Below are 26,984 nucleotides of genomic sequence, written 5' to 3'. Positions count from 1 at the left end.
GAGGTAATGACCGTGTGTCTTTATGCCGTCATGCCGCTATGCCGCTACGCTGTTGCGGGCACCGGCTGGCGCATGGGCGGCACGACGCTGGCGTCGTCAATCGGGAAGTGCAGCGCCGCGGCGACGGCCCCGAGGATCGCGGTGGCGGCCCAGATGAGGTTGTACGAGCCGGTGACGTCGAGCACGTAGCCGCCCAGCCACGCACCGAGGAACGAGCCCACCTGATGGCTCATGAAGCACACGCCGAAGAGCGTGCCCAAGTGTCGCGCGCCGAATACCTTGGCGACCAGACCGCTTGTCAGTGGCACCGTGCCGAGCCACGTCAACCCCATGACGGCCGCAAAAATCACCACGCTCGTATCGGATTTCGGCAGCAGGAAGAACAACGCGATGGCACCGCCCCGGATCAGGTACAGCCAGCCGAGCACGTGGTGTTGACGATAGCGTCCGCCGAGCCAGCCGCAGGCCCAGCTTCCGGCCATGTTGAACAGGCCGATAAGAGCGAGTGCCGTGGCGCCGAGCCCGATCGGCATGTGACACATGAGGAGATAGCCGGGCAAATGGGTCGCGATAAAGGCGAGCTGGAAGCCGCAGGTGAAGAAGCCGAGCGTGAGCAACTGGAAGCCGCGATGGGTGCGCGCCTGATGGAGGACGTCGCGTAAGGAGACGTGTTCGCCATCGTTATGTTGTGCGGTCGTCTTCGTCGTGGCTGATGAGGCGGGCGTTGACGACGCAGCACCGGTTTTCGCCGACTTCGCCTTGCGCCGGTGCAGTGTCATGAAGAGGCCGAGCGGTGCGGCGCAGCACAGGATCAAGGCGAGGACGAACAGCGATGTCGATACGCCGTACGCCTGACGCAGTCCCTGTGCGACGGGCACGAGGGCGACCTGCCCGAGTGAGCCGCCCGCACTCACGAGGCCCATCGCCATGGAGCGCTTTTCGGGGGCCACAGCGCGGCTCACGGCGGGCAGGACGACGCCGAACGTCGTGCAACTGATCCCCAGCCCGACCAGTATGCCCAGCCCGATGACGAGCCAGACACCCGAGGGGGCGAGGGCGGCCATCGCGAGTCCACCCGCAAAGGCGAAGGCACCGAAGGCGACCACCGGTGCCGGGCCATGTCGATCGGCCATCGCACCCGCGAACGGCTGTGCAAAACCCCACACGAGGTTATGCAGCGCAATGGCGAAGGCGACCAAGGTGACGGGCACACCACGGTCGTAGGAAAACGGATTGATGAAGAGCCCGAACGTCTGGCGGGTGCCCATGGCGGCGCTCAGCACGAGCGCCCCGGCCAGAATGATCAGTGTGACGCGGCCTTGCAGTGAGGGCGATGCGGTTTGTGTCATGGTGGTGAATCCTCCTCACCGAAGTTTCGCAACGGAAGCTCCGTATGGCAAAGGAGTAATGCAATATTGCGAGTGAATTTAATTCACTTGATGCGATATTTCGGGCGAGTCCAAAGCGTGAGCGGCTTCTTCGATGACCCAGTCGCGGAAGGCGGTACATGCCGGATGGGGTTCGATATCGTCCGCGCAGATTAGCCAGTAGGCGCCCTGTGACGTGGTGGTGATGTCGTGTGCCGGCATCAGCGCGCCGTTCGCGAGATATTCGTCGACCAGCGGACGGCGGCCGATCACCACACCGAGCCCGATGATGGCTGCGTCGAAGGCCATTTGAATGCTGTCGAAGCTCAGACCGCCGCGCGCGTCGAAGTCTTCTACGGCCGCCCCTTCGATCCAGCCTTGCCAGTCTTCGCTGGCACTGCTCACGTGAATGCGCGTGATGGCTTGCAGGTCGATCTTGCCGTGCGCATCCGCGTGGGCGGCGTGATAGGCCGGACTGCATACGGGCACAAACTGTTCGCCGAAGAGCCGGTGCCACGTGTCGCTGGCGACGGGGGCGCGCGACAGACGGATGGCGAAATCGAATCCATCGGTCGGAAAACCGACCTGCCGGCGCGAGGTGTCCAGTGTCACGTCGACATCGGGCATGCGTTGGGTAAAGCGTGGCAGGCGCGGTAGCAGCCAGCGCGAAGCGAGCGTGGGTGCGCAGGTGAGGGCGATGGCACGTGTCGAGTCCCGGGTCGGCAGGCGACGCGTGCCGGTCATGAGCAGCGAGAACGCCTCGGTCACGTAGGCGAGATAGTCGACACCTTCAGGCGTGAGCGAGAGCCCTTGCGGTGAGCGCGTGAAGAGAGCGATGCCCAGCGTCTGCTCCAGCCCGACGATGCCATGGCTCACAGCGCTGGGGGTGAGGTGCAGTTCGGCGGCGGCGCGCTTGAAGCTTTGATGCCGTCCGGCAGCTTCGAACAAACGCAGCGCGGAGAGCGGGGGCAGGCGAGGCGGCATGGCTAGGCGTCTTTCATCGGTCGGCGCACACCTGACATTCGCGCGCTTCGGACGGGCTTTTAATGGGCTTCGGATGGCGTCGATTTTCGCATGACACTGCGGGGTCTGTGTGAGTGGGACGAACTGTCATGGTTGGCGGGCGGTACAGGCCTGTTCGATTTTGGCGAACTGTACCGGGATTCGCCCGGATGCACTGCCTATGCTGTCTCACCGTGGTCCTCGGGCTGGCATTCTGGCCTGACATGCCTCGCAGCAAAGCGACAATCCGTATTCGAACATGACGACTGAACAACTGCTGGCCTTCTGCGCTTTCGCGGTGATCACGCTGGTGACGCCCGGACCCAACAACATGATGGTGCTCGCGTCGGGCCTGAATTATGGCTTTCTGCGCACGTTGCCGCATCTGGCGGGTATCGCTTGCGGCTTTGCTTTGATGGTGTTCCTCACCGGCACCGGCTTGCATTCGGTCTTCATCAAGTTCCCCATCATTCACACGGTATTGAAGTTTGTCGGCGCGGCCTATTTGCTGTGGCTGGCGTGGCATCTGGCGCGCTCGGGGCCAATGGACGATGAGCGTCGCGAGCGGGCGCGGCCGATGGGGTTTCTCGGTGCCGCAGCCTTCCAGTGGGTCAATCCGAAAGCCTGGGTGATGGCCGTGGGGGCGATCAGCACGTATTTGCCCAACGGCTCGAATCTGCTGGATGTGTTGCTGCTGGCGTCTATCTACGGCGTTCTGGGTGCCCCTTGCATCGGCCTTTGGGCAGGGTTTGGCACGGCCATGCGCCGCGTGCTGACAGATGCCCGTTCGGTTCGCATCTTCAACGGTGTGGCTGCGGCGCTACTGGTGGTTTCGCTATACCCGATTCTCGTGGATTGATGCGGTGTAGGGCGTCGCGGCCGTTTTTGTTTCCATGACGAAAAGCAGGGTGACTGCCGGGCAGGTGCTTGGAAGGGGAGGGTTTGGCGAGAGCTACGCACCTGCAACGCTGTGACTTTCTGCGATACGGTAACGGAATGCCGTCAGTAAGCGTGTGGGCGAATGTGCTGCAAAGGCCTTTGTTTCGCGACTGACGGGTTGATTTCACCGTATCTGAATGTCGAGGCGAGCGAAGGCCGGACCGGCCTGAGTCGAAATTATGTTGGGAACACTCCGTAAACTCTCCGTTGCCCCTTTCCGCACTTCACTACGCGACGATTCGGGCGCAGGCGCCGCACCGAGAGGTAAAGCACCCATGACCTTAGCGAAACGCGTTACACACATCGACGCAGTGCTGCCGACGTTATGCACGAAGACCGATCTTCAACGAGAGACTGGCGCTTTGCGCGTCGAATTGCATGAACAGGTCGGCGCGCTGCGCAGTGAGATGCACGTTGAATTCAAGGCTGTGCGAAATGAAATGCACGTTGAGTTCAAAGCGGTGCGTACGGAGATGCATGCCGAATTCAAGGCAGTTCGAACGGAAATGCATACCGGCTTTCAATCGCTTCGTACCGAGATGCATACCGGTCTTCAATCACTGCGCTCCGAGATGCACACCGAGTTCAAAGCCGTCCGTTCGGAGATGCACGCCGGATTCACGACAATGAGTCAGATGATGATGTCGCAAACGCGCTGGATCATTGGCACGTTGCTGACGGTCTGTCCGGCGTTGGTGGCCGCGACGTTGTTTGTTGTGCGGTATCAGGGATAGCGGTGCAGAAATGAAAAACGGACCCGAAGGTCCGTTTTTCAATCGATCAGCGCATCTTTCGTTGTCGTCGATACGCTATGTTTTGGTGGAGCCGGCGGGGATCGAACCCGCGTCCGCAAGTACTCTACGACCAGTTCTACATACTTAGTTCAGTCATTTGATTTAACTGTTTTGTCGCGGACGAACACGCTACGCAACAGCGATCCATTTAATTTTAGGCCCCGGCGCCATGGCACCACCGGAGATTATCTGACGTAAATGACCTCGCGAGGTATTGCTACCCTAACCCGTCAGAGAGCTAGTGCGAGGCAGGCGCCCTTAGGCAGCCAGTGCGTACGAGTTATCGTTTGCAGTTACTAATTTTCCCATTGATTAACGAGGTGACGGGTCCTCGGTATGCCCTGAATCGCTTCGCTACCCACGTCGAAACCATGTCGGCCCCAGTGGTAAAACGGATTATGACACAAATGCCCTACTTGAGTGCGAAGTCAACCCGTGTCGTCGCGCCCTTGTCCTTGATGCCCTCCGCATTGAGCTTCGGGGCCACCACGAACAACCGCTCCGACTCGATCTTGCCGTCCAGCCAGGTGCGTACCTGCTGCGCACGCCGCTCGGCCAGCGCTCTCAGATCGTCATCGCCCACCTTGATGTTCGTTTCCATGAGCTTCTCCATTTCGTCGTCGGGCAAGGACTTCGCAAAGCCGATCATGTTGCGTGGCTTCGAAAAGTCCGCCGCCTTGTAGGCCGCCGTCAGATACTTGCTGCGCTCCTCAGGCGTCACCTTCACGCTGTCCACGTCGATACTCTCGCCGCGGCCGACCATCGACTTGACCTTCTGCGCCTTGATTGCACGATCAACCGCCACTTCGCGCAGGCCATCGGTATCTTTCGCCGGATCGACGCGGCCCACAATGTCGAGCTTGAGCGAAGGACGGTCTTTCAGCGCCTTCACTAACGTATCGAGACGCTTCTCGTCTTCCGGCGTAAGCCGCGCGCTGCCGGGTGCAAACTCTACGTAACCCAGTTCTTCATCGCCGCCGCCAAACGCCGAGGCCAACAGGCTGAACGGTGCCGTCGCCGCTTTGACAATCAGGTTCACGAACGCCCGGAAAATCACGCCGCCCAAGCTGAACTGCGGATCTTCGAGTGAGCCGGAAATCGGAATGTTCACGTCAATCTCACCGCGCGAATTCTTCAGCAACGAGACCGCCAGACGTACCGGCAGGTTGGTCGCCGTCGGGCTCTCAACGCGGTCACCGAACGTCAACTGGTCGATGAAGATGTGATTGTTCGCCGTGAGCTTGGCCTGATCGAGCGAGTAATGCACGTCCACCGTGAGCTTGCCTTTCTCGATCGGGTAACCCGCGTACTTGGTCGAGTACGGCGTGAGATTGGTCAGCTCGATACCGTCAGCCTTCGCGCTCACATCCACAAACGCCATCGGCGCCAGCGGATTGATCTTGCCCGAAATGTCGATCGGCGAATTGCGGTTGACCTTGCCCTGCAACGCCACATCCGCAGGCTCCGTCGTCGCCGTGCCGAAGGCCCCGATGCGTCCGCCGATATCCGTCAAATTGGCCGTGTAGTTCGGTTTGACGAAGTTGTCGGTGAAGTTGATGTTGCCGCCTTGCAGCGTAATCCGGCCGATGTGCACGTCCGCCGGCAACGCCTTGCCCGTGCCGTAACCCGGGCCGCGTTCAACAGTAGTCTCGCCCGGCTTTTGCTCCTTTTTCTCGACTTCGGTCGGCTGACCGGCTTCCACCGCCGAGGCGGCAGCATCGAGCGGAGGATTGGCCGCGGCAGCGCTCGCAGAACTGCCGTCGAGCGGCACACCGCCATTCGCACGCGTCAGCGAGCGTGGTGCCGTTTCCTTGTTGCCGACCACATCGGCCAGATTCAGCCGCCCGTTGGGGTTGATGATCAGCCGTGCATAAAAGCGCGACAACGCAATGCTGCCCAACTGCACGTTGGGCTTGCCGCTACCGACCGCCATGTTGATCTGCTGCACCGACAGCGCGTTCCAGCGCATGAAGTCGTCGGCCGTCACCTTGTCCAACAGGCGAACGTTGCCCAGCGTGGCGTCGCCTCGGTAGGTGGCTTGCGGCGTGTCGCCCTTCATCGCGAACGTGGCGCGGCCGTTGCTCGACAGCAGGGCGCTGGCGATGCTCGCATTCAGTTCGTCGCTGAGATACGAGTCGAATGCTGCCAGATCGAGTTGCTGCGTCTTGACCTGAAGGTCGCCAGCGAGCGGTTGCGGCGTGATGTTGCCGGTGACGTTCAGCGAACCCTTCTTGTTCAGCGTGCCGTTGACCTCAAGTTGCAGGGGCTTGCCCATGTCCTGCGAGGCGCCTTGCACGCGCACATTGAGCGGTGCCAGCTTCGCGTTGATCGGACGCCCCTTGACGGCCCGGTCTTCCAGCCCGATGCTCGCGTTCTCGATCGAGACCTTGCCGACCTGCCACTGCCATCCACCGGCCTGCGCGGCTTTGGCAGGCGCCTTGGCCGACGTACGGCGACCCCGTTCGGTGCCTACGCGCGTATTGATATCGCTGCCCCCGCTACCCACGCCACCCGCCGCAGCGGCCGTCTTTGGTTGACCGTTACCGGTCAGCGCGAGCAGGTTGATCTTGCCGTCCTTGTCGCGACGTGCCGCCACATCCAGCCCCGTGACCGTCAACTCGTCGAGCACTGCCTGCTGCGCACCGAGATCGAAGCGCGAGAGCTTCGCCTGTGCGTGGGCGAGTTTGAGCGGCGCGTCACCCTTGATGCCGGTGAGCCATTCGATCTTGTCGAGCGTGGCCGTGGCGGGCGAAATCTGAACGTTCGGCTGTTTGTCCGGCGCGAATGCGGCGCTGAACTTCGCCTGCACGCCGACCGTGCCGCTCTTCAGATCGCCCGCCAGTGCACCCTGTGCAAACGGCAGCAGCGGGGTGAGGGCAATCGACTCGGCATCGAGATCGCCGCTGGCGTTGTACGCCGGCAGACTGAACTGACCCTGTGCCTTCAACGTACCGCCACTTTGCACACCCATCGACGCGTCGTAGGTCGCGGGTTCCTTGCCCAGTGTCGAAAACTGCTTCACACCGATCTGAATGTTCTCCAGCGCGATACTCGCAGGCTTCGCCCCGCGCTCATCGGTGAAGCGGACCTTGCTGTTGACCACCGCGACTTCGCCCACGATCAGGTCGAGGGGGCTCGGTTGCGCCGCAGCGGCGGCCTTGGCCTGCGCCGCTTCGGCAGCCGACGCCGGCGTGGCCGCCTGAGCCGTCTGCTCGGCGGCGACCTTCGGGGCCGACTTGGCCGCTTCATTCGCTTGCGGCGACGCTGCCGCTTCGCCAACTGCCTTGCCAACGGCCTTGATGACCGTGCGCTGCGGCAGCAGCGCCTTGGTCACATTCAGCGTGCCGTTCTTCTCCATCGTCACTTGCTGATCGAGACCGTCGATCCGGACGCTGTCGATGTGATAGACGTTATTCAGCGGCTCGACCTTGCCGAGCTTCACGTCGACTTGCTTGACAGCCACCATCGGTGAGCCGTCCGGCTCGTGGACGACGGCATCCGCCAGCGTGGCCGTGCCGGTCAGCGTCACATGGTTGCTGCCGTCCTTGTCGCGCGTGAAGCGCAGCTTCAGATCGGTGCTCACGGCCGCACTCTTGATCTGCGCGGGCACCGAGACCGGCGAATAGCCGAGGTACTTGGGCACGTCGAGGCGGTCGAGCTTGATGTCGACCGTCGATTCGAGCGAGTCGGCAAAAGGCTTCGTCTGGCCCGTGATGTTGAGCGGTGCGCCGTCGATCGACGCCTTGAGCAGCGGCTGCACGAAGATGTCGGTGTCTGCCGGCAGGTTCGCGATGAACGGCACGCCCACTTGCAGATTGTCGACAACGTGCTTCTCGTTTTGCACCGTGTCGTCGAAACGGATGGAGCCGTTCTTGATCTGCACGTTGTTCAGCGCGAAGCGCGTCGGTTTGGACGGCTCCGGCGAGGGCGGCCCGGACGTGGCTTTGTCGATGATGTCCGAGAAGTTGAAGCGTTGAGGCGCCGTGCGCACGATGTTGACGACGGGCGTATCTACGTAGAGTTCGTCGACGACGGGGGCGAACCGGAACAACGAGCCCCACGACGCATTCACGCGCAGCATGCCAACATCAACGAAAGGCTGCCCCGGCGCTTTGTCGCCGATGTGTACCTGATGAAGGTCGAGACGCAGCGTGTACGGATTGAAACTCACGTCACCCACGCTCACCGGCCGTTCGAGATAGGTGGAGAGCTTTTCGATGGCGTAATGCTTGAGCACCGCCGGTACCGTGAAGTAGCCCACGACGCCAAAGACGGCCAGCACGCCAACGGTCCAGAGACCTGTCTTGCGTGCGCGCCGGCGCACCACGGGATCGCGGCCGAGCGCCTGAGCGCGCGCGAGTCCCTGTTGCAGGCGGGAATTGCCCGGGGGGATATCCGGAGAAGGTTTGCGATCGTTCGCTTGCTCGGCCATGCGGTCTCCCGTAAGTAGCCAGTGAAGCACTCGCCGCGCCACCGTTGTGCGCGGCGGAATAGACCCGGAGCGGGCCCGCTGCGCCAGCGGCCCTGCTCCGGAAGGTGACGCCCCTGCGGCCGATCAGGCTCGGGACATCACCAGCGGGGCGATCGCGCCCGCGCGTTCGACGACAGCGTCGGCCTGCCATTGGGCAGGCGCGAGAGTGTCACCGCAATAACCATAGGCCGCTGCAATGGTTGCCATGCCAGCCGCCTTGCCTGCCTGCACATCGCGCAGATCGTCGCCGACGTACACGATATGTGCCGGCGAAATGCCGATGCACTCTGCCGCGTAGAGCAGCGGTGCCGGATGCGGTTTGCTATGCGGGGTGGTATCGCCCGATACGACACAGGCGGCACCTTCGCTGAGCCCGATCAGCTTGACGAGCGGATTGGTCAGCCATGCCGCCTTGTTCGTCACGATGCCCCACGGTATGCCGCGCTCGGTCAATGCCGCGAGCAGCTCGGGCACGCCTTCGAACAGACGGCTTTGCACGCAAAGTGCCGCTTCGTAATTAGCGAGGAAGGCGTCGCGAAGGGCTGGGAACGCCGCGTCGTCCGGCGTTACGCCGAAAGCGCTGCCGATCAGACCGCGCGCCCCATGCGACGCTTGCAGACGCAGTGTTTCGTAGGGGCCGGGCGGCAAGCCGCGGTCGGTGCGGACCTTGTTGACGGCGGCGACGAGGTCCGGTGCCGTGTCGGCGAGCGTGCCATCAAGATCGAACAGTACGGCGCGCACATCGCCACTCAGCAGGGGCAGTGTGCCGTCGTTGACGTCGGCATTGGCGGTATTGGCGGCGGAGACGTTAGGCACAGGGGGCTCGAACATATCAGGCATCGCGCGTGCACGCGACCATGTAGTTGACGTCGGTATCGCGATTGATCGCGTAGCGCTTGTTGATCGGGTTATACGTCAACCCGCGCAGATCGCGCACGGTCAAGCCGTTCGTCCGGGTGAACGACGCGAGTTCTGACGGGCGGATGAACTTGGCGTAGTCGTGCGTGCCGCGCGGCAACATGCGCAACACGTATTCCGCACCGACCACGGCCAGCAGCCATGCCTTCGGATTCCGATTGAGCGTGGAGAAGAACACATGACCGCCCGGTTTGACGAGCGTGGCGCAGGCCGCCACGATCGAGGCCGGCGACGGCACGTGTTCGAGCATTTCCATGCAGGTCACCACGTCGTAGGTGCCCGGCTCGCGCGCGGCCAGCGCTTCGACGGCAATTTCTTCGTACTCGATCGGCAGGCCGGCTTCGAGGCTGTGCAGATCGGCCACACCCAGTGCTTTCGTCGAGAGGTCGATGCCTTTGACGCGTGCGCCCTGACGCGCCATCGATTCGGTCAGGATGCCACCGCCGCAACCGACGTCGAGCACACGTTTGCCTTGCAACGGCACGTGTTGTTCGATCCAGTCCAGACGTAGCGGGTTGATTTCGTGCAACGGCTTGAATTCGCTGTGCGGATCCCACCAGCGGTGGGCCAGCTCACTGAATTTGCTGATTTCTTGGGGGTCGGCGTTCATCGATTGGTCACAGACATTGACGGCTTGCGCAGGCAGGATGCCGGGCGGCGGCGCGTGCCCGTCGACCGGGCAGGGACCGGCGGGCGCCGTCGAGATGGGGCAAGTATAACGAAGTGAGTGCGCCCATGTCCAAAGCGCAAGGCCTGGCGTGAGTTTGCGGCGTGCCCGCCGCGCGTCACCGATGGGGCGGGAATAACGCCCGGAGGGCATCGGGTTACCACCTTGGCCGGACTCAAACAGGCGTTTTGACAGGTCATCGGTCACCGCGCGAGGTGGATGACGGCACCATGGCGTCACGCTGTCCGGCACGTGGCGGCCGCATGGCAAGCCAGTCCGGGCAGGGAAAATGCGGACTGCGAGCCCCGGGCAGATACGACACACTCGGGGGCACGTCCCTTGGAGTGGTCGGGGACGATTCGTGTTTGCCGCCGGGGTTGTGGAACGGGCAGCGGGTTGGTCCCGCGTCCGCACCGCATCCACCCCGTATGGCGGCAAATACCCGGCCGTTTTGGATCGGACTCCCCAGGGAGGCGCCATGACGCAATCCTCGGCACGAGATAGCGCCGACGCCGCTTCGCCACCGGAATCCCCTCGAAGATCCCACCGCTGGCGCTGGTTGGCGCTATTGCTGCTGGTGATCGTCGCGCTGCTGATCTGGCGCTGGTTCGCCAACCGGAAGCCGCCCGCGGCGCCGCCGCCGGCACCGGTGGCGGTGATCACGACCATCGCGTCGGCACGTGATCTGCCGCGCTACGTTTTAGGCATCGGCACGGTGCAAGCCACCACGTCGGTGACGGTGCGCGTGCGGGTGGACGGCCAGATCGAGCGAATCGCCTTCAACGAAGGGCAGGACGTGAAAGCCGGCGACCTGCTCGTGCAGATCGATCCGCGTCCGTACCGCGCGCAGTTGGAACAGGCACGCGCGACCAAGGCACGCGACGTGGCACAACTCGTCAACGCCCGCGTCGATCTCAAGCGCTACCAGACACTGGCCGCGCAAGGCGCGTCGCCGCAACAGCAGGCCGACACGCAGGCGGCGCTCGTCAAGCAACTCGAAGCCGCCGTGATGACCGATCAGGCGCAAATCGACTTCGCTGCCGTGCAACTCGACTACACGACGATTCGTTCGCCGGTCACCGGGCGAACCGGCGTGCGGCTGGTCGATGTGGGCAACATCGTGCACGCGGCAGACGCCAACGGCATTGTCATCGTCAATCAGATCGACCCGATCACCGTGCTGTTCACGCTGCCGGAAGAGGCGGTCGGACGGGTGAATGCCGCCATGCAAGCCGCCGGCAGTCAAGGGCTGGCGGTCGACGTATTTCCGCGCACGGGCAGCGAGATGCTGGCCTCCGGCAAGCTCACCCTGATCAACAACCAGATCGACAACACGAGCGGCACGGTGCAGTTGAAGGCGACCTTCGCCAATGCCGATCACCGCCTGTGGCCCGGCCAATACGTCAATGCACGCCTGACGCTTGGCGTCATCACGCAGGCCATCGCACTCGATGCGTCGGTGATCCAGAACGGGCCGAACGGCACCTTCGTGTACGTGGTGGGGGGCGATGGGCGTGCCGCCGTGCAACCGGTCAAGGTCGGCATGACGCAGGGCAGCCGGGCCATCATCGAAAGCGGTCTGGCACCAGGCGCGCGAGTGGTGGTCGAGGGGCAGCTCAAGTTGCGTCCCGGCGTGTCGGTGGTGGAAGCGCGCAGTGCCACTACGGGGGCTGGGGCAGGCACGGCGAGTGGCGCAAGCGCGGCAAGTTCAGCAAGTGCAGCGGCGGCCCGATAACCCATGTCCATCTCCGCCGCCTTCATCAAACGTCCCATCGGCACGTCGCTGCTGGCGGCGGCGCTCTTTCTCGTGGGTGTTGCCGCGTGGCCACTGTTGCCGGTCGCACCGCTCCCGCAGGTCGATTTTCCGACCATTCAGGTCTCCGTCACGTTGCCCGGTGCCGATCCGTCGACCATGGCGTCGAATGTGGCCACGCCGCTGGAGCGGCAGTTCTCGCTGATCGCGGGCCTCACGCAGATGACGTCGACCAGTGCGCTGGGTACCACGTCGATCACGTTGCAGTTTGATCTGAACCGCAATATCGACGCGGCAGCCGTGGACGTGCAGGCGGCCATCAACGCGGCCGGCGGCCAGTTGCCGAACAATCTGCCGAGTCCGCCAACCTATCGCAAGGTCAACCCGGCCGATTCGCCGATCATGCTGATGGCGGTCAAGTCGGACACCTTGCCGCTCACGGTAGTGAACGACTACGCCGATAACATTCTGGCGCAGCAGATTTCACAGATCGATGGTGTCGGGCTAGTGAACATCGGGGGCACGCAGAAGCCTGCGATTCGCGTGCAACTCGACCCCGACAAAGTTGCGGCGCTGGGACTCGATCTCGAAACGGTGCGCGGCGCGCTCGCGAGTGCGACTGTCAACACACCCAAAGGCAGTTTCGACGGACCTCGTCAGAGTGTGACGGTCTACGACAACGGCCAGTTGCTCGATCCGGTGCGATGGAACGACGTAATCGTTGCGTACCGTGGCGGGGCGCCGGTGCGTGTGCGTGACTTGGGGCAGGCCGTGGCCGGTCCGGAAAATGCCCGCTTTGCCGGCTGGGCGTATCGCGGTGCGGCCATGCCGGAGAGTGAACCGCTCAAGAGCGGGCGCTCGGTGTTTCTCGCCGTGACCAAACAGCCGGGCGCGAACGTGATTGCCACGGTCGAGCGCATCAAGGCGGCGTTGCCGCGCTTGCAGGCGTCGATTCCCCCGGCGGTGGAGGTCAACGTGCTCACCGACCGCACGCAGACCATCCGGGCATCGGTCGAGGACGTGGAGTTCACGCTGGTGTTGACCGGTGTGCTCGTCGTGCTGGTGATCTTCCTGTTCCTGCGAAATCTGCCCGCGACGCTCATTCCTGCCGTGACCGTTCCGCTCGCGATGATGGGGACGGCTGCCGTGATGTACGCGATCGGGTTCAGTCTCGACAACTTGTCGCTCATGGCGCTGACGATCTCGGTCGGCTTTGTCGTGGACGATGCCATCGTGATGCTCGAGAACATCTACCGCCACGTCGAGGACGGCATGGCCCCGATGGAGGCGGCCTATCGCGGGGCCGCCGAAATCGGCTTCACGATCGTGTCGATTTCTGTGTCGCTGGTGGCGGTATTCATTCCGTTGCTGTTGATGGGCGGTATCGTCGGCCGCTTGTTCCGGGAATTTGCGATCACGGTGACGCTGACCATCGCGATCTCGGTGATCGTCTCGCTCACGCTCACGCCGATGCTCTGTTCGCGATTTTTGCGCGACGCGTCGAACGTGCAGCATGGCCGTCTGTATCGCTGGTTCGAGACTGGCTTCTCGCGCATGCAGGATGGCTACCGGCACGGACTGCATATCGTGCTTGAACACCAGTTCGTGACGTTGCTGGTGTTCATTGCCACGGTGGCACTCACAGCGTTGCTCTACGTCGTGATCCCGAAGGGCTTCTTCCCGCAACAGGACACTGGCTTCGTGTTCGGTTTTGCGGAATCGTCGCAGGACACGTCGTTCAAGCTGATGAGCGAGCGCGTGGTCAAGGTGGCCGATGTGGTGCGGCAAGATCCGGCCGTGCTGAGTTTTGTGGCCAATACCGGCAATAACACCGCGAACACGGCAAATTTCTACATCAACCTCAAGCCGAAGTCGGCTGGACGAACACTCTCGGCCGATCAGGTGATCGCACGGTTGCGCCCCAAACTTGCGCAACTCGAAGGTATCAACCTGTTCTTGCAAGCCGGGCAGGACATCAATGTCGGAGGCCGTCTCGCGCGCACGCAGTATCAGTACACGTTGACCGATGCAGACATCAATGAGCTCAACGTGTGGGCGCCGCGCTTGCTGGAGCGTTTGCGGAAGCTACCGCAGCTCACGGATCTCGCGACCGACCAGCAGAGCAACGCGCCCACGGCGACACTGACCATCGACCGCGACCGGGCGTCGAGTTTCGGCATTTCGCCTGCGGTCATCGAGTCGACGCTATACGACGCCATCGGGCAGCGCCAGATCGCGCAGTACTTTACGCAGATCAACAGCTATCACGTGATCATGGAAGTCACGCCGGCATTGCAGTCCGATCCGTCGTTGCTCGACAAGCTCTATCTCACGTCGCCGATCACGGGCCAGCGGGTGCCGCTCTCGACGTTCGTCTCCGTGGACCGCAGCAAGACCAATTACCTGCTGATCAGTCACCAGAGCCAGTTTCCGGCGGTGACGCTCTCGTTCAATCTGGCGCCGGGGGTGTCGCTGGGTGAGGCGGTCGATGCGATTCGAACCACGCAGGCCGAGATGAATCTGCCACTCTCGCTGAATGGCACCTTTCAGGGCACGGCGCAGGCGTTTCGCGATTCGCTCGCGACACAGCCGTACCTGATTCTGGCGGCATTGATTGCGGTGTACATCGTGCTTGGGTTGCTCTACGAGAGCTATATCCATCCGCTCACCATTCTCTCCACGTTGCCATCAGCAGGTGTGGGCGCGCTGCTGATCCTGATGATCGGCGGACACGATCTGAGCGTGATCGCGCTGATCGGCATCATTTTGCTGATCGGGATCGTCAAGAAGAACGGGATCATGATGGTCGACTTCGCGCTGACGGCAGAGCGCGAGCAGGGGCTCTCGCCCGAGGAGTCGATCTATCAGGCGTGCCTGCTGCGCTTTCGGCCGATCATGATGACGACGATGTGCGCGTTGCTCGCGGGCTTGCCGTTGATGCTGGGGAGCGGGGCGGGCTCGGAATTGCGGCGTCCGCTGGGATACGCGATGGTCGGTGGTCTGCTGCTCTCGCAGGCGCTGACGCTCTTCACCACGCCGGTCGTGTACCTCTACCTTGATCGGGCGAGTCAGTGGTATCGGCGTCGGCGGGAGGCGAAGCGCGCGGGTAGGGCGCTGTGAGGAAATAGGCGCTGGGTAAAGGCGTAGAGGGTGTAGAGGGTGGAGCGGTGGAGCGGGGAGGGCGGAAGGCGGAAGGTGGAAGGCGGGTCCAGACAATGCTATCCGGACCCTTGAGTCGTCGACACTTTGGGCGGTGCGGTTTGACGGGGGGCGGTACCCCATGCACCGCCGTGCCGCTTTGCTGCTTAAGCCGCCGCCGGCAGGTTGGCCAATACGGCGTGCGGATCGTGATAGGTCAGCCCGAGCGCCTCGGCGACACCCCGATTCGTCACCATGCCGCGTGCGACATTCAGACCCGCGAGCAGATGCGGGTCGGAGCGCATCGCCGCCACGGCGCCATGCTCGGCCAGTTGCAGGATGAACGGCAGCGTCACGTTGTTCAACGCAAACGTCGAGGTGCGCGGCACGCCGCCCGGCATATTCGCCACGCAGTAGTGCACGACGCCTTCCACGATATAGACAGGATCGGCGTGCGTGGTCGGATGCGATGTCTCGCAACAGCCACCCTGATCGATCGCCACGTCCACGATGACCGACCCCTTGCGCATGAGCCCGAGCATCGCCCGAGTGATCAGCTTCGGTGCCGCCGCACCGGGGATCAACACGCCGCCGATCACGAGGTCCGCCTCGCGCAGATGTTGCTCGATGGCGTGCTGCGTCGAGTAGACCGTCTGCACACGTCCGCCGAACTGGGCGCTGATCCGTCGCAACGCATCCACCGACTTGTCGATGACGGTGACCTGCGCACCGATGCCGATCGCCACCGTCGCGGCATTGGTGCCGACGACGCCGCCCCCGAGAATCACGACCTTGCCCGCTTCCACCCCGGGCACCCCCGAGAGCAGCAGACCAAGGCCGCCGTGCGTTTTTTCGAGCGCCGTCGCCCCGGCCTGAATCGACATGCGGCCGGCGACTTCGGACATCGGGGCGAGCAACGGCAGCCCGCCAGTGGCCGAGGTCACCGTCTCGTAGGCGATGCACGTGGCACCGCTCTTGATGAGGTCGCGGGTCTGGTCCGGGTCAGGCGCGAGATGCAGATACGTGAATAGCGTGTGATGGGGGCGCAGACGCGCACGCTCAACGGCCTGCGGCTCTTTGACCTTGACGATCAACTCGGCACGGTCGAAGACGTCGACGGCATTGCCGGCAATGCGTGCACCCGCCGCAGCGTAGACCGTATCGTCCATGCCGATGCCTGCACCGGCCTGCGTCTCGATCCATACCTCGTGCCCGCGTGCCACGACTTCGCGTACGGCTGCGGGCGTCATGCCTACGCGGTATTCGTGGTTCTTGATCTCCTTCGGTACGCCGATCTTCATGATGTGTCTCCTGTTGTGATGTGACGGCAAAAAAACGCTATCGAACCAGTCATCAGGCGGGGCGGGCGCGGCATCGAGGTGTCGCGTCTCATCGCATGGCCCGCATCGGTCGCACGCTTGCGATCCATGTGAGCCCCCTAAACAAAAACGGCACCCGAAGGTGCCGTTCGATGCATCAGGCGAAGGCCGGTTGGGCCTGCGCTTCCGGCGCGCCACTGTAGCGCGCCACCGACAGATCGTCGGACAAAATGGCCGGCCGGCGGCCCGACATCAGGTCGGCCAGCAACTGGCCGGAGCCACACGACATCGTCCAGCCCAGCGTGCCATGCCCCGTATTCAAGAACAGATTGCGCAGCGCAGTAGCGCCGACAATCGGCGTGCCGTCCGGCGTCATCGGACGCAGGCCGGTCCAGAACGACGCTTCCGCCGTGTTGCCCGCGCCCGGATACAGATCGTTGACGACCATTTCGAGCGTGGCGCGGCGTGCCGGGTTCAGTGCCTTGTTGTAGCCCACGACTTCGGCCATGCCGCCGACGCGAATGCGATCGTCGAAACGCGTGACGGCGATCTTGTAGGTTTCGTCGAGCACGGTCGAGACCGGTGCGCGTTCGGCATCGACGATCGGTACCGTGATCGAATAGCCCTTGAGCGGATAGACCGGAATGTCGACGATGCCACGCAGGAACGGCGTCGAGTAAGAACCGAGCGCGACAACGTAGGCGTCGGCGCGTTGCATCATGCCGGCGCACACCACACCTTCGATCTTGTCGCCGACCACGTGCAGGCCGTCGATCGGCATGTCGTAGCGGAATTTCACGCCGAGCGCTTCGGCCATCGCGGCCAGACGCGTCGTGAAGAGCTGGCAATCGCCAGTCTCGTCATTCGGCAGGCGCAGACCGCCCGTGAGCTTGTGCGCGACGGCAGCCAAGGCCGGTTCGGCGCTGGCGAGGGCCGTGCGGTCGAGCAGTTCGAACGGCACGCCGGCTTCTTCCAGCACGGCGATGTCACGTGCGGCGTTGGCGAGTTGCTCGTCGGTACGGAACAGTTGCAGCGTGCCGGCTTGACGGCCTTCATAGGAGATACCCGTCTCGGCGCGCAGGGCACGGAAGCAATCGCGGCTGTATTCCGCAATGCGCACCATGCGTTCCTTGTTGACGGTGTAACGCTCCGGCGTGCAGTTGCGCAGCATCTGATAGAGCCACTTCAGCTGCGAGAGCGAGCCGTCCGGACGAATCGCCAACGGGGCGTGCTTCTGGAACAGCCACTTGATGGCCTTGGTCGGAATGCCCGGGGCAGCCCAGGGCGAGGCGTAGCCCGGCGAAATCTGGCCGGCGTTGCCGAAGCTGGTCTCGAGCGCAGGGCCAACCTGACGATCAAGCACCGTGACGTCGTGCCCGGCCTTTGCCAGGTAGTAGGCGCTGGTAACGCCGATGACGCCGCTGCCGAGAACGATGACCTTCATTGCGTGGACTCCTGTAAATCCGTAGTTATGCAGTAATTAATGGCATGCTATTCTCGGATAGCTAGGTTTAGTTAATGAATATCGGTTGAATACAGGAAAAAATCATGCGAATGCAGCAGCAATCGATTCGGACGCTGGACCGGCTTGACCGGCGCATCCTCACGTTGCTTCAGCAAGACGGTCGAATGTCGATGAAAGACCTGTCGGAGCAGGTGGGGCTGTCGATCACGCCGTGCATCGAGCGGGTGAAACGCATGGAGCGCGACGGCGTGATCATGGGCTACTTCGCGCGCGTGAATCCGGCGGCGCTGGGCGCGGCGCTGCTGGTCTTCGTCGAGATCACGCTCGATCACAAATCGGGGAACATGTTCGATCAGTTTCGTCGCGAAGTGCTGCGTATTCCCGAGGTCATGGAGTGTCATCTCATCTCGGGCGACTTCGACTATCTGATCAAGGCGCGCATTCGTGAAATGTCCGAATACCGGAAATTGCTCGGCGACATCCTGCTGCAATTGCCGGGCGCCGTGCAGTCGAAGAGTTACGTCGTAATGGAAGAAATCAAAGAGACGCTCACGGTTAACGTCGAAGAGTGAAAAGCGTGAGCGGTACGGTGGCTTAAAAAAGCGGCATTTGCGGGTTGACGGTCCCGTTTGGGGTGTCGGCCGTCGCGGGGTCGGTTTGCCGTGGCCGACCTCGTCTCATCGCGGTGCCTTGGGTGGTGCCGTCAGCGGCACCGTGCGGCTCAGGAAGTTCAGGCACCTTGAAGTGGTCGTTGCGAAGCGGCGGGCGCGCCTGATTGAGCCCGAGCTTACGGGCGGCCAGAAGAAAGCGCTGCCGGATGAGTTCGGCATGCAGCCCGGTCCCGCGCATTCGCGTGCCGAACTCTGCACTGTTGTGTTTGCCGTCACGGACCTGCTCGATCAGGCTCATCACGTGGCGGGCGCGCATCGGATAGTTCACCTCCAGCCATTCGACGAAAACGTCATGCACCTCGCGCGGCAAACGCAGCATGGTGTATCCGGCGTAAGTGGCCCCGGCCTCGGCGGCCGTCGTCAATACCCGCTCGATGTCGAAATCGGTGAGCGCCGGCACGATCGGCGCGACGATGACCCCGGTCGGGATGCCGGCCTGCGTGAGCTTGTGAATCGCTTCGATGCGTTTCGGTGGCGTGTTGGCCCGCGGCTCCATCTTGCGGGCGATGTCTGCGTCGAGCGTTCCCACTGAAATGAATACGCGCGCGAGCCCGCGTTGCGCCATGCGCGACAGGATGTCGATGTCGCGAGTCACCAGCGCCGATTTCGTCGTAATACCGACCGGATGGCCGAAACGCTCCAGCACTTCAAGCACGCTGCGCGTAATCCGGTACTCGCGCTCGATCGGCTGATACGGGTCGGTGTTCGCACCGAGCGCCAGCAACGCCGGTTGATAACCCCGCTTGCGCAATTCGGCGTCAAGCCGCTCGGCGGCGTTGGTCTTGGCATACAGGCGCGTTTCGAAGTCGAGGCCCGGCGAGAGTCCGAGATAGGCATGAGTCGGCCGCGCGAAACAGTAGGTGCAGCCGTGCTCGCAGCCACGATACGGGTTGATGGAGCGGTCGAAGGGGATGTCGGACGAAGTGTTGCGCGAGATGATCGTACGGGCCGTTTCCAGCGCGACCTGCGTAACGAACTTGACCTCGGTTTCATGGGCCATGTCCGATTCATGGCGGGTCTCGTCTGCCTCTCTCCGGAACTCGGAAAAGCGCGATTCCAGGTTGGCGACAGCGCCTCGGCCTCGGCGGGCCGGGGGCGGCGCGAATGAAGAAGCCATGGCCAGTCTCCTTGCTTGCAGTCCGGATTCCTGTTGACGGGAATCCATAGGGAATGCTTGTCATTATACTGTGTTTTTATACAGTATTTGGCGGAGGGGCGAAGATGACTAACTGCGGATGGGGCGGGGCGCTAATGGTCGACTGGGCGCAGGCGTGGGCCAGATGGATAGGCCTACGGCGTGTCTTTGGGGGCGACCGGCGAGACCGGCGGCACGTAGGGGGCGATGGCGCGGGCGATGGCGTCGAGCGCGGCGTCGTCCGCGTTGGGGCGCTGCCGCGCGAGCCGAATCGCACGAAGCGTCAGCAACGAGTACAGCGTGGCGTGATTGCCGCCCATGCTGGCGAGCGCCTCGGTGTGGCGGGTCACGATGCCGGCGTCGCCGCGAGAGACGGGGCCTGCAAGTGCACCCGAAAGTCCACGCTCACGCGCGGCATTGAGGGTGCCCATGACGAGCGGCCACATTGCCTCTTTGGCATCGTTCTCGGGCATGCCGATAGCCCGCCAGAGTTCCGTCGCTTCTTCCAGCAGACAGAGCAGGAAGCTCGCCGCGTAGTTGGCGCCTGCGTGATATCGCATGCGTTCCCCGGCCGGAATTTCCAGCGGGCGGCAGCCGATGGCGCTGGCCAGCACACGCAGGGTCGTCGCGAGTGCGGGGTCGGCTTCGACGGTGATGGCGCTGCCGGCCATGCGCGTGGCGTCGTCGGCGAGTCCGGCAAAAAGGAACAGCGGATGGAAGCCGCCGATATGCGCGCCGTGCTTCGCTGCGGGCCGCAGCAACTCGACTTCCGAGGCGCCGCTGCAATGAACGAGGGCTTGGTTGTCGGCAGGCGAGAGCGTCGCTGCGCAGGACGCAAGCGCGTCGTCGGGCACCGTCAGGAAAACGAGGTCAGCGTGATCGAAAACAGCATTCACACCACGCGCGTCGTCGGCGGCGATAGCGTTGCACTGCGGAAATTGGGCCGCGAGGGCTTGTGCGGTGCCGGCGTTGCGGCTCGCGACAGCGGTCACTTCGTATCCCGCATGCGCCGCCGCGGTCGACAGGGCTTTCGCGACGCGGCCAGCGCCGATGAAGCCCAGCGTTGGCCGTCGATCATTCGGGGGGGAGGAGTTCATCGTGCTGACGCGCCGAAGCGGATGCGGTTACTGCGACAGGCGGTTGGGCGTGTCGTGCGTCTCGAAGTACGTCTGAAACGCGACAGCGAAACCTACCATCATGAGCATGGCGCCAACGAAGAGCGACACGCTCACGATGATGACCGCAGTCCAGCCCGAACGCGAACGGATCGTCGCCCCCGGGTTGAACTGCTGGTCCCAGCGCTCGTCAGGACGAAGCCCGTAGACGATGGCCGAGAGAAACGCCGAGAACAGGGAGATAGCCCCCAGAATCGTCAGCACCCAGCCTGCGGTGGAACCGAGATCGCTCGTCACCAACAAACCCCACCCCGCCACGCCGCAGGCCGAGCCCACGATGTGCGCCCAGCCAAACGGGTCGCGCAGGCCATACAGATAGAAGCGGTGCAGACCGAGCGTGCCGAACAGCATCGCCAGGCCGGCGGTCAGGGTTTTGGATTTATAGGTGAGAGCGCTCATCAGGGACGGTTATCGGGTGGGCGTTTGACGAATGACTTCGACCAGCGTCCAGCGCATGCTCGAAGCGTCGGCGGGCGGATTGTCGACAGGCTCGCCGTGAATTTTCACGCGGTATTCTACGCCGGGCTTCCAGTCGAAGCCATCGATGTGCGCGTACCAGAGTTCCCACGGGGCTTTGCCGGAATCGTCGGCCGTGCGCACACGAAGGCACTTGCGCGGCCCAACGCCAACACAGTCTGCCATTTGCGAGTCGACATCGAGCACGCGATCTTCCGTCTTGGACGCGCCAGTGGTCCCGGCAACCGGGCGATTGAGCAAGGTCTGCGATGCATACGTCAGCGTCTCGCCGCCCGGCGCACTCAGAATCAGTTGGGTGTCGCGGCGCTCGAAGCGCGCGACGCGCGGCAGCGTCTTGAGATAGCGGTCTTCAAACGCCATCGAGTCCGGGCAAGCCATGCGGGTCGCTGCCGGCGCTTTCAGGCTCACCTGTCCGTTGGCTGGACCGACCGTGTACTGGCCGAAAATACGATTGCATCCGCCGGTGCCGGAGAACGCGCCCTTGTCGTTGAACGTGAGATTGATCACGCGACCTTCCGGCAAGCTCGGAATGTCATTGGCGCCTTCCCAACGGACCAACTGCCAAGTGCCGAGGATATCGGCCGGTGTTGTCGCGGCTGCCGTCACGTTGCTGTCACCGGTCGTCGGAGGCGTGGCGCCGCCGCCTGAGGGGGCGGCACAGCCGGCCAACATCGCGGCGGGCACGAGCAACATGGCGAGATATGAGGCAAATGAGGAGGGTAGGCGTTGGGTCATGATTTTGAATGGGCGGAGTGAGGGAGAGGGCAGGGACGGCGCAAGCGTCGCGCGGGGCACGGGGTGAAACGCCCGGGCGGTGCCGTGAATACCATGGGATGTTGACAGATAGTGGCCGAGGTCAGTTCCTTCCCTGACCGGGAAGCGTTGACTGGGTGTGAGCGTCAAACGATGTTGATGCGTCATCGCAGCCCCTTACGGTTTGCGGTACGTAATGCGATAGATGGCGCCTGCATGATCATCGCTGATGAGCAGTGAGCCATCGGGGAGCGTCAGCAGGTCAACCGGGCGGCCCCAGACAGACTCGTCGGCACCGAGCCAGCCCTGCGCGAAAACTTCCTGCTTCACGACGTTGCTTTTGGCATCGAGCACGACCCGCATGACGCGGTAGCCGACTTTGCGCGACCGGTTCCAGGAGCCATGCTCCGCGATGAAAATATTGCCGCGATAGTCTTCCGGGAACTGCTTGCCTGTATAGAAGCGCATGCCGAGTGCCGCGACGTGCGCGCCGAGCTTGGCCATGGGCGGTGTGAATGTTGTGCACGATTTCTCGCGACCAAACTCAGGATCGGCGACGTTGCCGGCGTGGCAGTAGGGGAAGCCGAAATGCTCGCCGGCGCGCGTAAGGCGGTTGAGTTTGTCGTCGGGAACATCATCGCCCATCATGTCGCGGCCGTTGTCGGTGAACCACAACGTATTCGTGCCCGGTTGCCAGTCGAAGCCGACCGTGTTGCGCACGCCTCGCGCGACAACGCGCCAGTCGCTGCCGTCGGGCCGCATGCTGCCGATCATGGCGTACCGGCTTTCATCGCGTTTGCAGACGTTGCATGGTGCGCCGACGCCAACATACAGGCGCTGGTCCGGGCCGAAGGCAATGTAACGCCAGCCATGGTGGGTTTCGGACGGGAGTTTGGCGTAGACAACGGCAGGCTGGCCGGGGTTGTCGAGGCGATCTTCGATGTTGTCGAGCCGCAGGATGCGCGAGACCGCTGATATATATAGCGCACCGTCGCGCATCGCGACGCCGACCGGCATGTTCAGGCCCGACGCCACGGTTCGCACTTTGGCCGCATAGGCGCGCGATGGGTCGAGGGTGATCGCGTAGACATTACCTTCGCCACGGCTGCCGACAAACAACGTGCCTTTGGGGCCGAGTACCATGCCGCGTGCACCGGGCACCTGATCGGACAGGACTTCGACATAGAAACCCGGAGGCAGGACAAGTTGTTCGATGGGGAGGGCGTCGCGCGCCTTGGCGAAGGCCGGTGTCATCGCCAGCAGGCCGGCCAGCAGGTAAAGGAGGTGCTGCGCGAACCGGGGGAACTGGCTGAGTCTGATGCGCCGGGCGAATATGGTGGGCCGGGCGAATAAGATGGGTAAGGTCGATAAGGTGGGTGTCGGGGCGGTCTTCACAGGCCGTTGCCGGCGCAAAGAGGGCTGCCATCCATCGGGAAATCGTCGCATGCCGGACTCGCTTCTCGCACAGGATGCGCACATTGTAGACCAGCAACATGGCGCCTCGGCGGTGTCCAATGCGCAACACAACACGGGCGACGCGCGGCCCGCTCTCGACGGTTCCCGGGGATGTGTTTGTTTTGACGAGGTTTTTGCGCTATAATCACGCGTTTTCTGTCCGAACACTTCTGGATTCAAGGATTTATTATGGTCGTTATCCGCCTGGCTCGCGGCGGCGCGAAGAAGCGCCCGTTCTACAACATCGTTGCTACCGATTCGCGTAATCGTCGCGATGGCCGTTTCATCGAACGTATTGGCTTTTACAACCCGGTCGCCGCTGAAGGCACGGAAGGTCTGCGCATCGCTCAAGACCGTCTGACCTACTGGCAAGGCGTTGGCGCACAACTGTCGCCGACCGTGGCTCGCCTGATCAAGCAAGCTCCGAAGGCTGCTGCCTAAGCTTTTGCTGATCAAGCAGTACGCATTGCTGTCGGTTTTCTGGCGGCATAAGAATTGAACGGCGATGCCTGTTCCGGAGCGATTCGGGACAGGCATCGCCGTGTGTTCGTCTTAACGTTGGATTGGCATGGTTCGTTCCGTTCGACCCGCAGGTGCGCGGGTACCGCTGAAAATCGGTGCTGACGCGCGAAGTGCCGCTGGCACGGACGCGGCGCAGGTGCTCGCGCCTGCTACCGAAGTCCCCGACGATCTTGTCGAGCTTGGCTATATTGGCGACGCTTACGGGATTCAAGGCTGGATCAAGGTGCAGCCGCACGGGGGCGATGGTGAAGGTTTGTTGACCGCCGACACCTGGTATCTCCAGCGTCCCGGTGATACGACCTTCCGCACGGCCGAAGTGCTGCAAAGCCGGGGACACTCCGGCACTGTTGTAGCGCACTTGCGCGGCAGCGACAGCCGTACCTCCGCCGAAGCCCTCAAGGGCTTTCAGGTGTGGGTGCCGCGCAGTGCGTTTCCGACGGCAGACGAAGACGAGTTTTACTGGGTCGACCTTATTGGCGCTCAGGTAACGAATCTCCAGGACGAATCGCTCGGCAAGGTTGTCGGTTTGCTCGATAACGGGGTACATACCGTGTTGCGAGTGGCCTACGACGTGCCGGCGGCTGATGGCAAACCGGCAAAAACTGCCGAGCGCCTGATTCCCTTTGTTGGCCAGTATGTGCAGACCGTCGATACCGAGGCGGGGCGCATTGTGGCCGATTGGGGTCTCGACTACTGAGATGACCGAATGACCGCCCGGGGCCGTTTTGACCCGGGCAACTCTGGACGGAACCGGCCTGATGCAGTTTGACGTCGTCACGCTATTTCCCGAGATGTTTCGGGCACTGACCGACTGGGGCGTTACCAGCCGGGCACTCAAGCAGTCGCGTTACGACCTGCGGTTTTGGAATCCGCGTGATTTCACGCACAACAGCTATCGCACGATCGACGATCGTCCGTACGGTGGCGGGCCGGGCATGGTCATGCTCGCCAAGCCGCTGGAAGACGCGATCGCTGCGGCGAAAGCTGCGCAGACCGAAGCCGGTGTGGCGCGTGGACGCGTGCTGTTGATGTCGCCGCAAGGCAAGCCGCTCACGCATCGCCGGGTGACCGAGTTGCGCGAGCAGGAGCAGGGTCTGATCTTGTTGTGCGGCCGTTACGAAGCCATCGATCAGCGTCTGGTCGATCGTGTGGTGGATGAAGAGGTCAGCGTTGGCGACTTCGTGCTGTCGGGCGGTGAGCTGCCGGCGATGGCACTGATGGATTCGCTAATCCGGCTGCTGCCGGGCGCACTGAACGATTCGCAATCGGCCGAGCAGGACAGTTTTGTGAATGGCTTGCTCGACTGCCCGCACTACACGCGGCCTGAAGAATACGAAGGTGTGCGCGTGCCCGACGTCCTGTTGGGCGGGCACCACGCCGAGATTGAGAAGTGGCGGCGCCGCGAGGCGTTGACCAATACCTGGCGCAAGCGCCCCGATATGATCGAGAGCGCGCGTGCCAACGGATTGCTCAGTCGTGCCGATGAGGCATGGCTGGCAAGCCTCGCCGCCGATTCGTCGGCGAAGTAGGCAACGGGTGTCGCCATGGGGGCGGCATTCGGTTTGAACCCATCCTCTGTCGGGGCCGGCTTGCCGGTAGAACGCCGATACGATGGCACAAGGAGTGGTAAATGAATCTGATCGCACAGATCGAGCAAGAAGAAATCGCGCGTTTGACCGCGTCGAAGACGATTCCCGAATTCGCCCCGGGCGACACCGTGATCGTCAACGTGAACGTTGTTGAAGGCACGCGCAAGCGTGTGCAGGCTTACGAAGGCGTCGTGATCGCCAAGCGTAACCGTGGCCTGAACTCGGCCTTCATCGTTCGCAAGATTTCGTCGGGTGAAGGCGTTGAGCGTACGTTCCAGACGTACTCGCCGCTGATCGCCAGCATCGAAGTCAAGCGTCGTGGTGACGTTCGTCGCGCCAAGCTGTACTACCTGCGTGAGCGTTCGGGCAAGTCGGCACGTATCAAGGAAAAGCTCACGTACAAGAGCAAGACCGTCGCTGCGCAGTAAGTCGGACGCTGCCGTGCCTGGCGACCTCGTGGCCGGGCACAGCAAAAGTCGTATGGAAAAAGCACCCCTTGGGGTGCTTTTTTCGTATGTGGCAGCACATCACCACGGTCGAATCGCTCGAATTGCGCAGAGAATCGGATTTTTCTTCGCGCATACGCGGTCGACGCTTCCCCGGTAAAATAGCAACGTTATACGTCCCTCAAAGGCCTACGTGGCGCCACCTCTTATCCTGCATCCTGAAGCATTGCCCATCGTCTCGACAGGCGAGGGGGAGGCTGCGGTGCCGGCTGAGCGACTGACCCCCATGGCCCTGCGTGACCGTCTCGCCAGCCCGCCAGTCTGGACACCCGATGCGGGTGCTATCGAAGTTGTCTCCCCTGCGCTTTTTACGCCACGTGCTGCCGCCGTGCTGGTGCCGCTGGTCATGCGTCCGCAGGGCCTGACGGTGCTGCTCACCCAGCGCACGCAACACCTGAGCACCCACGCCGGGCAAGTCAGTTTCCCCGGCGGGAGTCGTGAGCCGGATGATCCGACGCCGATCGCGACGGCATTGCGCGAGTCGCGTGAAGAGATCGGGCTCGACTCCGGCGCCGTCGAAGTGATCGGGCGATTGCCGGACTACGTTACCGGCACCGGGTTTCGTGTTGCGCCTGTCGTCGGCTTGGTCAGGCCGTCGATCGAACTCGTGGCCGACGCGGGTGAGGTCGATGAGATCTTCGAAGTCCCGCTCGATTTTTTGATGAACCCGGCGCATCACCAGATTCGGGTCTTCAACTATCAAGTCGGTGAACGACGCTTTTACGCGATGCCGTATCCGAGACCGGCCGGCGGCGAGTATTTCATCTGGGGCGCGACGGCCGGCATGCTGCGAAATTTCTATCAACTGCTGCGCGCCTGACGTACTCGGACCAAAGTTGCGCAATTCGCTTGTGTGAAACGCAGTTCG

At 62.9% G+C, this 26,984-nt stretch carries 22 protein-coding genes and 1 other RNA gene; 10 read left to right on the top strand and 13 right to left on the bottom strand.

The genetic code is table 11. The features are described from left to right. Positions 1 to 44: 44 nt before the first annotated feature. Positions 45 to 1,349 (bottom strand): MFS transporter, encoded by a 1,305-nt coding sequence (locus CDV46_RS13790; RefSeq protein ID WP_087723047.1) that lies wholly within the window; start codon positions 1,347 to 1,349, stop codon positions 45 to 47. A 78-nt stretch (positions 1,350 to 1,427) separates the two neighbouring features. Further along, positions 1,428 to 2,351 (bottom strand): LysR substrate-binding domain-containing protein, encoded by a 924-nt coding sequence (locus CDV46_RS13785; protein ID WP_087723045.1) that lies wholly within the window; start codon positions 2,349 to 2,351, stop codon positions 1,428 to 1,430. Positions 2,352 to 2,628: 277 nt separating this feature from the next. Between CDV46_RS13785 and CDV46_RS13780 the strand changes: the two genes are divergently transcribed. Together CDV46_RS13780 and CDV46_RS26820 are read left to right on the top strand one after the other, a co-directional pair. After that, positions 2,629 to 3,228, top strand: coding sequence for a LysE family translocator (locus tag CDV46_RS13780; RefSeq protein ID WP_087723043.1), 600 nt, complete (start codon positions 2,629 to 2,631; stop codon positions 3,226 to 3,228). Between the two features lie 355 nt (positions 3,229 to 3,583). Continuing rightward, positions 3,584 to 4,042 carry a hypothetical protein gene (locus CDV46_RS26820; protein ID WP_140413362.1) on the top strand — a complete coding sequence of 153 codons (459 nt, stop codon included), beginning with the start codon at positions 3,584 to 3,586 and terminating at the stop codon, positions 4,040 to 4,042. 83 nt (positions 4,043 to 4,125) lie between these two features. Here CDV46_RS26820 and ssrA read toward each other — a convergent pair. The 4 genes from ssrA to ubiG all read right to left on the bottom strand — a co-directional run bounded on the left by ssrA (position 4,126) and on the right by ubiG (position 10,101). Then, positions 4,126 to 4,484: a transfer-messenger RNA gene (ssrA, locus tag CDV46_RS13765) on the bottom strand. A 30-nt stretch (positions 4,485 to 4,514) separates the two neighbouring features. Further along, positions 4,515 to 8,534, bottom strand: coding sequence for a DUF748 domain-containing protein (locus CDV46_RS13760; protein ID WP_087723037.1), 4,020 nt, complete (start codon positions 8,532 to 8,534; stop codon positions 4,515 to 4,517). Positions 8,535 to 8,657: 123 nt separating this feature from the next. Then, positions 8,658 to 9,404, bottom strand: a complete 747-nt coding sequence (locus tag CDV46_RS13755; RefSeq protein ID WP_087723035.1) for an HAD-IA family hydrolase — start codon at positions 9,402 to 9,404, stop codon at positions 8,658 to 8,660. A gap of 1 nt (position 9,405) precedes the next feature. After that, entirely contained in the window at positions 9,406 to 10,101 is a 696-nt protein-coding gene (ubiG, locus tag CDV46_RS13750) for a bifunctional 2-polyprenyl-6-hydroxyphenol methylase/3-demethylubiquinol 3-O-methyltransferase UbiG (RefSeq protein ID WP_058379489.1), read from the bottom strand. Between the two features lie 535 nt (positions 10,102 to 10,636). Between ubiG and CDV46_RS13745 the strand changes: the two genes are divergently transcribed. Next, a complete protein-coding gene (locus CDV46_RS13745) occupies positions 10,637 to 11,893 on the top strand; it encodes an efflux RND transporter periplasmic adaptor subunit (protein WP_087723033.1) in 1,257 nt (418 codons plus the stop codon). Between the two features lie 3 nt (positions 11,894 to 11,896). Further along, complete coding sequence (locus CDV46_RS13740) at positions 11,897 to 15,031, top strand: efflux RND transporter permease subunit (protein ID WP_087688291.1); 3,135 nt, start codon at positions 11,897 to 11,899, stop codon at positions 15,029 to 15,031. Positions 15,032 to 15,216: 185 nt separating this feature from the next. On the opposite strand, the gene ald is transcribed toward CDV46_RS13740, so the two are convergent. Further along, complete coding sequence (gene ald, locus CDV46_RS13735) at positions 15,217 to 16,350, bottom strand: alanine dehydrogenase (RefSeq protein ID WP_087723031.1); 1,134 nt, start codon at positions 16,348 to 16,350, stop codon at positions 15,217 to 15,219. Positions 16,351 to 16,525: 175 nt separating this feature from the next. Continuing rightward, positions 16,526 to 17,812: a D-amino acid dehydrogenase gene (locus CDV46_RS13730; protein ID WP_087723029.1), complete on the bottom strand. Its 1,287-nt coding sequence runs from the start codon at positions 17,810 to 17,812 to the stop codon at positions 16,526 to 16,528. Between the two features lie 104 nt (positions 17,813 to 17,916). Between CDV46_RS13730 and CDV46_RS13725 the strand changes: the two genes are divergently transcribed. After that, positions 17,917 to 18,405, top strand: a complete 489-nt coding sequence (locus CDV46_RS13725; protein WP_058379484.1) for an Lrp/AsnC ligand binding domain-containing protein — start codon at positions 17,917 to 17,919, stop codon at positions 18,403 to 18,405. Between the two features lie 22 nt (positions 18,406 to 18,427). On the opposite strand, the gene CDV46_RS13720 is transcribed toward CDV46_RS13725, so the two are convergent. From CDV46_RS13720 to CDV46_RS13700, 5 genes are all read right to left on the bottom strand, one after another. Further along, complete coding sequence (locus CDV46_RS13720) at positions 18,428 to 19,621, bottom strand: PA0069 family radical SAM protein (RefSeq protein WP_254916045.1); 1,194 nt, start codon at positions 19,619 to 19,621, stop codon at positions 18,428 to 18,430. 173 nt (positions 19,622 to 19,794) lie between these two features. Next, positions 19,795 to 20,736 carry a Rossmann-like and DUF2520 domain-containing protein gene (locus CDV46_RS13715; RefSeq protein ID WP_087723027.1) on the bottom strand — a complete coding sequence of 314 codons (942 nt, stop codon included), beginning with the start codon at positions 20,734 to 20,736 and terminating at the stop codon, positions 19,795 to 19,797. 27 nt (positions 20,737 to 20,763) lie between these two features. Next, positions 20,764 to 21,213 carry a hypothetical protein gene (locus tag CDV46_RS13710; RefSeq protein ID WP_087688287.1) on the bottom strand — a complete coding sequence of 150 codons (450 nt, stop codon included), beginning with the start codon at positions 21,211 to 21,213 and terminating at the stop codon, positions 20,764 to 20,766. Between the two features lie 9 nt (positions 21,214 to 21,222). After that, entirely contained in the window at positions 21,223 to 22,026 is an 804-nt protein-coding gene (locus tag CDV46_RS13705) for an META and DUF4377 domain-containing protein (protein ID WP_176399079.1), read from the bottom strand. Positions 22,027 to 22,221: 195 nt separating this feature from the next. Then, complete coding sequence (locus CDV46_RS13700) at positions 22,222 to 23,298, bottom strand: PQQ-dependent sugar dehydrogenase (RefSeq protein ID WP_087723023.1); 1,077 nt, start codon at positions 23,296 to 23,298, stop codon at positions 22,222 to 22,224. Positions 23,299 to 23,688: 390 nt separating this feature from the next. Here CDV46_RS13700 and rpsP point away from each other — a divergent pair, with 390 nt between their 5' ends. From rpsP to CDV46_RS13675, 5 genes are all read left to right on the top strand, one after another. Then, the gene (gene rpsP, locus CDV46_RS13695; protein ID WP_058379480.1) at positions 23,689 to 23,940 is read left to right on the top strand and encodes a 30S ribosomal protein S16; all 252 of its coding nucleotides are present in this window, start codon (positions 23,689 to 23,691) and stop codon (positions 23,938 to 23,940) included. Between the two features lie 127 nt (positions 23,941 to 24,067). After that, a complete protein-coding gene (gene rimM / locus CDV46_RS13690) occupies positions 24,068 to 24,718 on the top strand; it encodes a ribosome maturation factor RimM (RefSeq protein ID WP_087723022.1) in 651 nt (216 codons plus the stop codon). A gap of 61 nt (positions 24,719 to 24,779) precedes the next feature. After that, positions 24,780 to 25,550: a tRNA (guanosine(37)-N1)-methyltransferase TrmD gene (gene trmD / locus CDV46_RS13685; protein WP_087688283.1), complete on the top strand. Its 771-nt coding sequence runs from the start codon at positions 24,780 to 24,782 to the stop codon at positions 25,548 to 25,550. 101 nt (positions 25,551 to 25,651) lie between these two features. Continuing rightward, positions 25,652 to 26,038, top strand: coding sequence for a 50S ribosomal protein L19 (gene rplS, locus CDV46_RS13680; protein ID WP_058379478.1), 387 nt, complete (start codon positions 25,652 to 25,654; stop codon positions 26,036 to 26,038). 304 nt (positions 26,039 to 26,342) lie between these two features. After that, entirely contained in the window at positions 26,343 to 26,936 is a 594-nt protein-coding gene (locus tag CDV46_RS13675; RefSeq protein ID WP_249277517.1) for a CoA pyrophosphatase, read from the top strand. Positions 26,937 to 26,984: the final 48 nt, after the last annotated feature.

The organism is Pandoraea sp. PE-S2T-3 (genome assembly GCF_002179965.1).
Classification (GTDB): domain Bacteria; phylum Pseudomonadota; class Gammaproteobacteria; order Burkholderiales; family Burkholderiaceae; genus Pandoraea.
Note: the sequence above shows the minus strand (reverse complement) of the source record. Positions and strands in the feature narration are given on the sequence as shown.

Coding starts and splice junctions, on each gene's coding strand:
- CDV46_RS13790 (WP_087723047.1), bottom strand. CDS start 1,349: ATGACACAAACCGCATCGCCCTCACTGCAAGGCCGCGTCACACTGATC.
- CDV46_RS13785 (WP_087723045.1), bottom strand. CDS start 2,351: ATGCCGCCTCGCCTGCCCCCGCTCTCCGCGCTGCGTTTGTTCGAAGCT.
- CDV46_RS13780 (WP_087723043.1), top strand. CDS start 2,629: ATGACGACTGAACAACTGCTGGCCTTCTGCGCTTTCGCGGTGATCACG.
- CDV46_RS26820 (WP_140413362.1), top strand. CDS start 3,584: ATGACCTTAGCGAAACGCGTTACACACATCGACGCAGTGCTGCCGACG.
- CDV46_RS13760 (WP_087723037.1), bottom strand. CDS start 8,534: ATGGCCGAGCAAGCGAACGATCGCAAACCTTCTCCGGATATCCCCCCG.
- CDV46_RS13755 (WP_087723035.1), bottom strand. CDS start 9,404: ATGTTCGAGCCCCCTGTGCCTAACGTCTCCGCCGCCAATACCGCCAAT.
- ubiG (WP_058379489.1), bottom strand. CDS start 10,101: ATGAACGCCGACCCCCAAGAAATCAGCAAATTCAGTGAGCTGGCCCAC.
- CDV46_RS13745 (WP_087723033.1), top strand. CDS start 10,637: ATGACGCAATCCTCGGCACGAGATAGCGCCGACGCCGCTTCGCCACCG.
- CDV46_RS13740 (WP_087688291.1), top strand. CDS start 11,897: ATGTCCATCTCCGCCGCCTTCATCAAACGTCCCATCGGCACGTCGCTG.
- ald (WP_087723031.1), bottom strand. CDS start 16,350: ATGAAGATCGGCGTACCGAAGGAGATCAAGAACCACGAATACCGCGTA.
- CDV46_RS13730 (WP_087723029.1), bottom strand. CDS start 17,812: ATGAAGGTCATCGTTCTCGGCAGCGGCGTCATCGGCGTTACCAGCGCC.
- CDV46_RS13725 (WP_058379484.1), top strand. CDS start 17,917: ATGCGAATGCAGCAGCAATCGATTCGGACGCTGGACCGGCTTGACCGG.
- CDV46_RS13720 (WP_254916045.1), bottom strand. CDS start 19,621: ATGGCTTCTTCATTCGCGCCGCCCCCGGCCCGCCGAGGCCGAGGCGCT.
- CDV46_RS13715 (WP_087723027.1), bottom strand. CDS start 20,736: ATGAACTCCTCCCCCCCGAATGATCGACGGCCAACGCTGGGCTTCATC.
- CDV46_RS13710 (WP_087688287.1), bottom strand. CDS start 21,213: ATGAGCGCTCTCACCTATAAATCCAAAACCCTGACCGCCGGCCTGGCG.
- CDV46_RS13705 (WP_176399079.1), bottom strand. CDS start 22,026: ATGACCCAACGCCTACCCTCCTCATTTGCCTCATATCTCGCCATGTTG.
- CDV46_RS13700 (WP_087723023.1), bottom strand. CDS start 23,298: ATGACACCGGCCTTCGCCAAGGCGCGCGACGCCCTCCCCATCGAACAA.
- rpsP (WP_058379480.1), top strand. CDS start 23,689: ATGGTCGTTATCCGCCTGGCTCGCGGCGGCGCGAAGAAGCGCCCGTTC.
- rimM (WP_087723022.1), top strand. CDS start 24,068: ATGGTTCGTTCCGTTCGACCCGCAGGTGCGCGGGTACCGCTGAAAATC.
- trmD (WP_087688283.1), top strand. CDS start 24,780: ATGCAGTTTGACGTCGTCACGCTATTTCCCGAGATGTTTCGGGCACTG.
- rplS (WP_058379478.1), top strand. CDS start 25,652: ATGAATCTGATCGCACAGATCGAGCAAGAAGAAATCGCGCGTTTGACC.
- CDV46_RS13675 (WP_249277517.1), top strand. CDS start 26,343: ATGGCCCTGCGTGACCGTCTCGCCAGCCCGCCAGTCTGGACACCCGAT.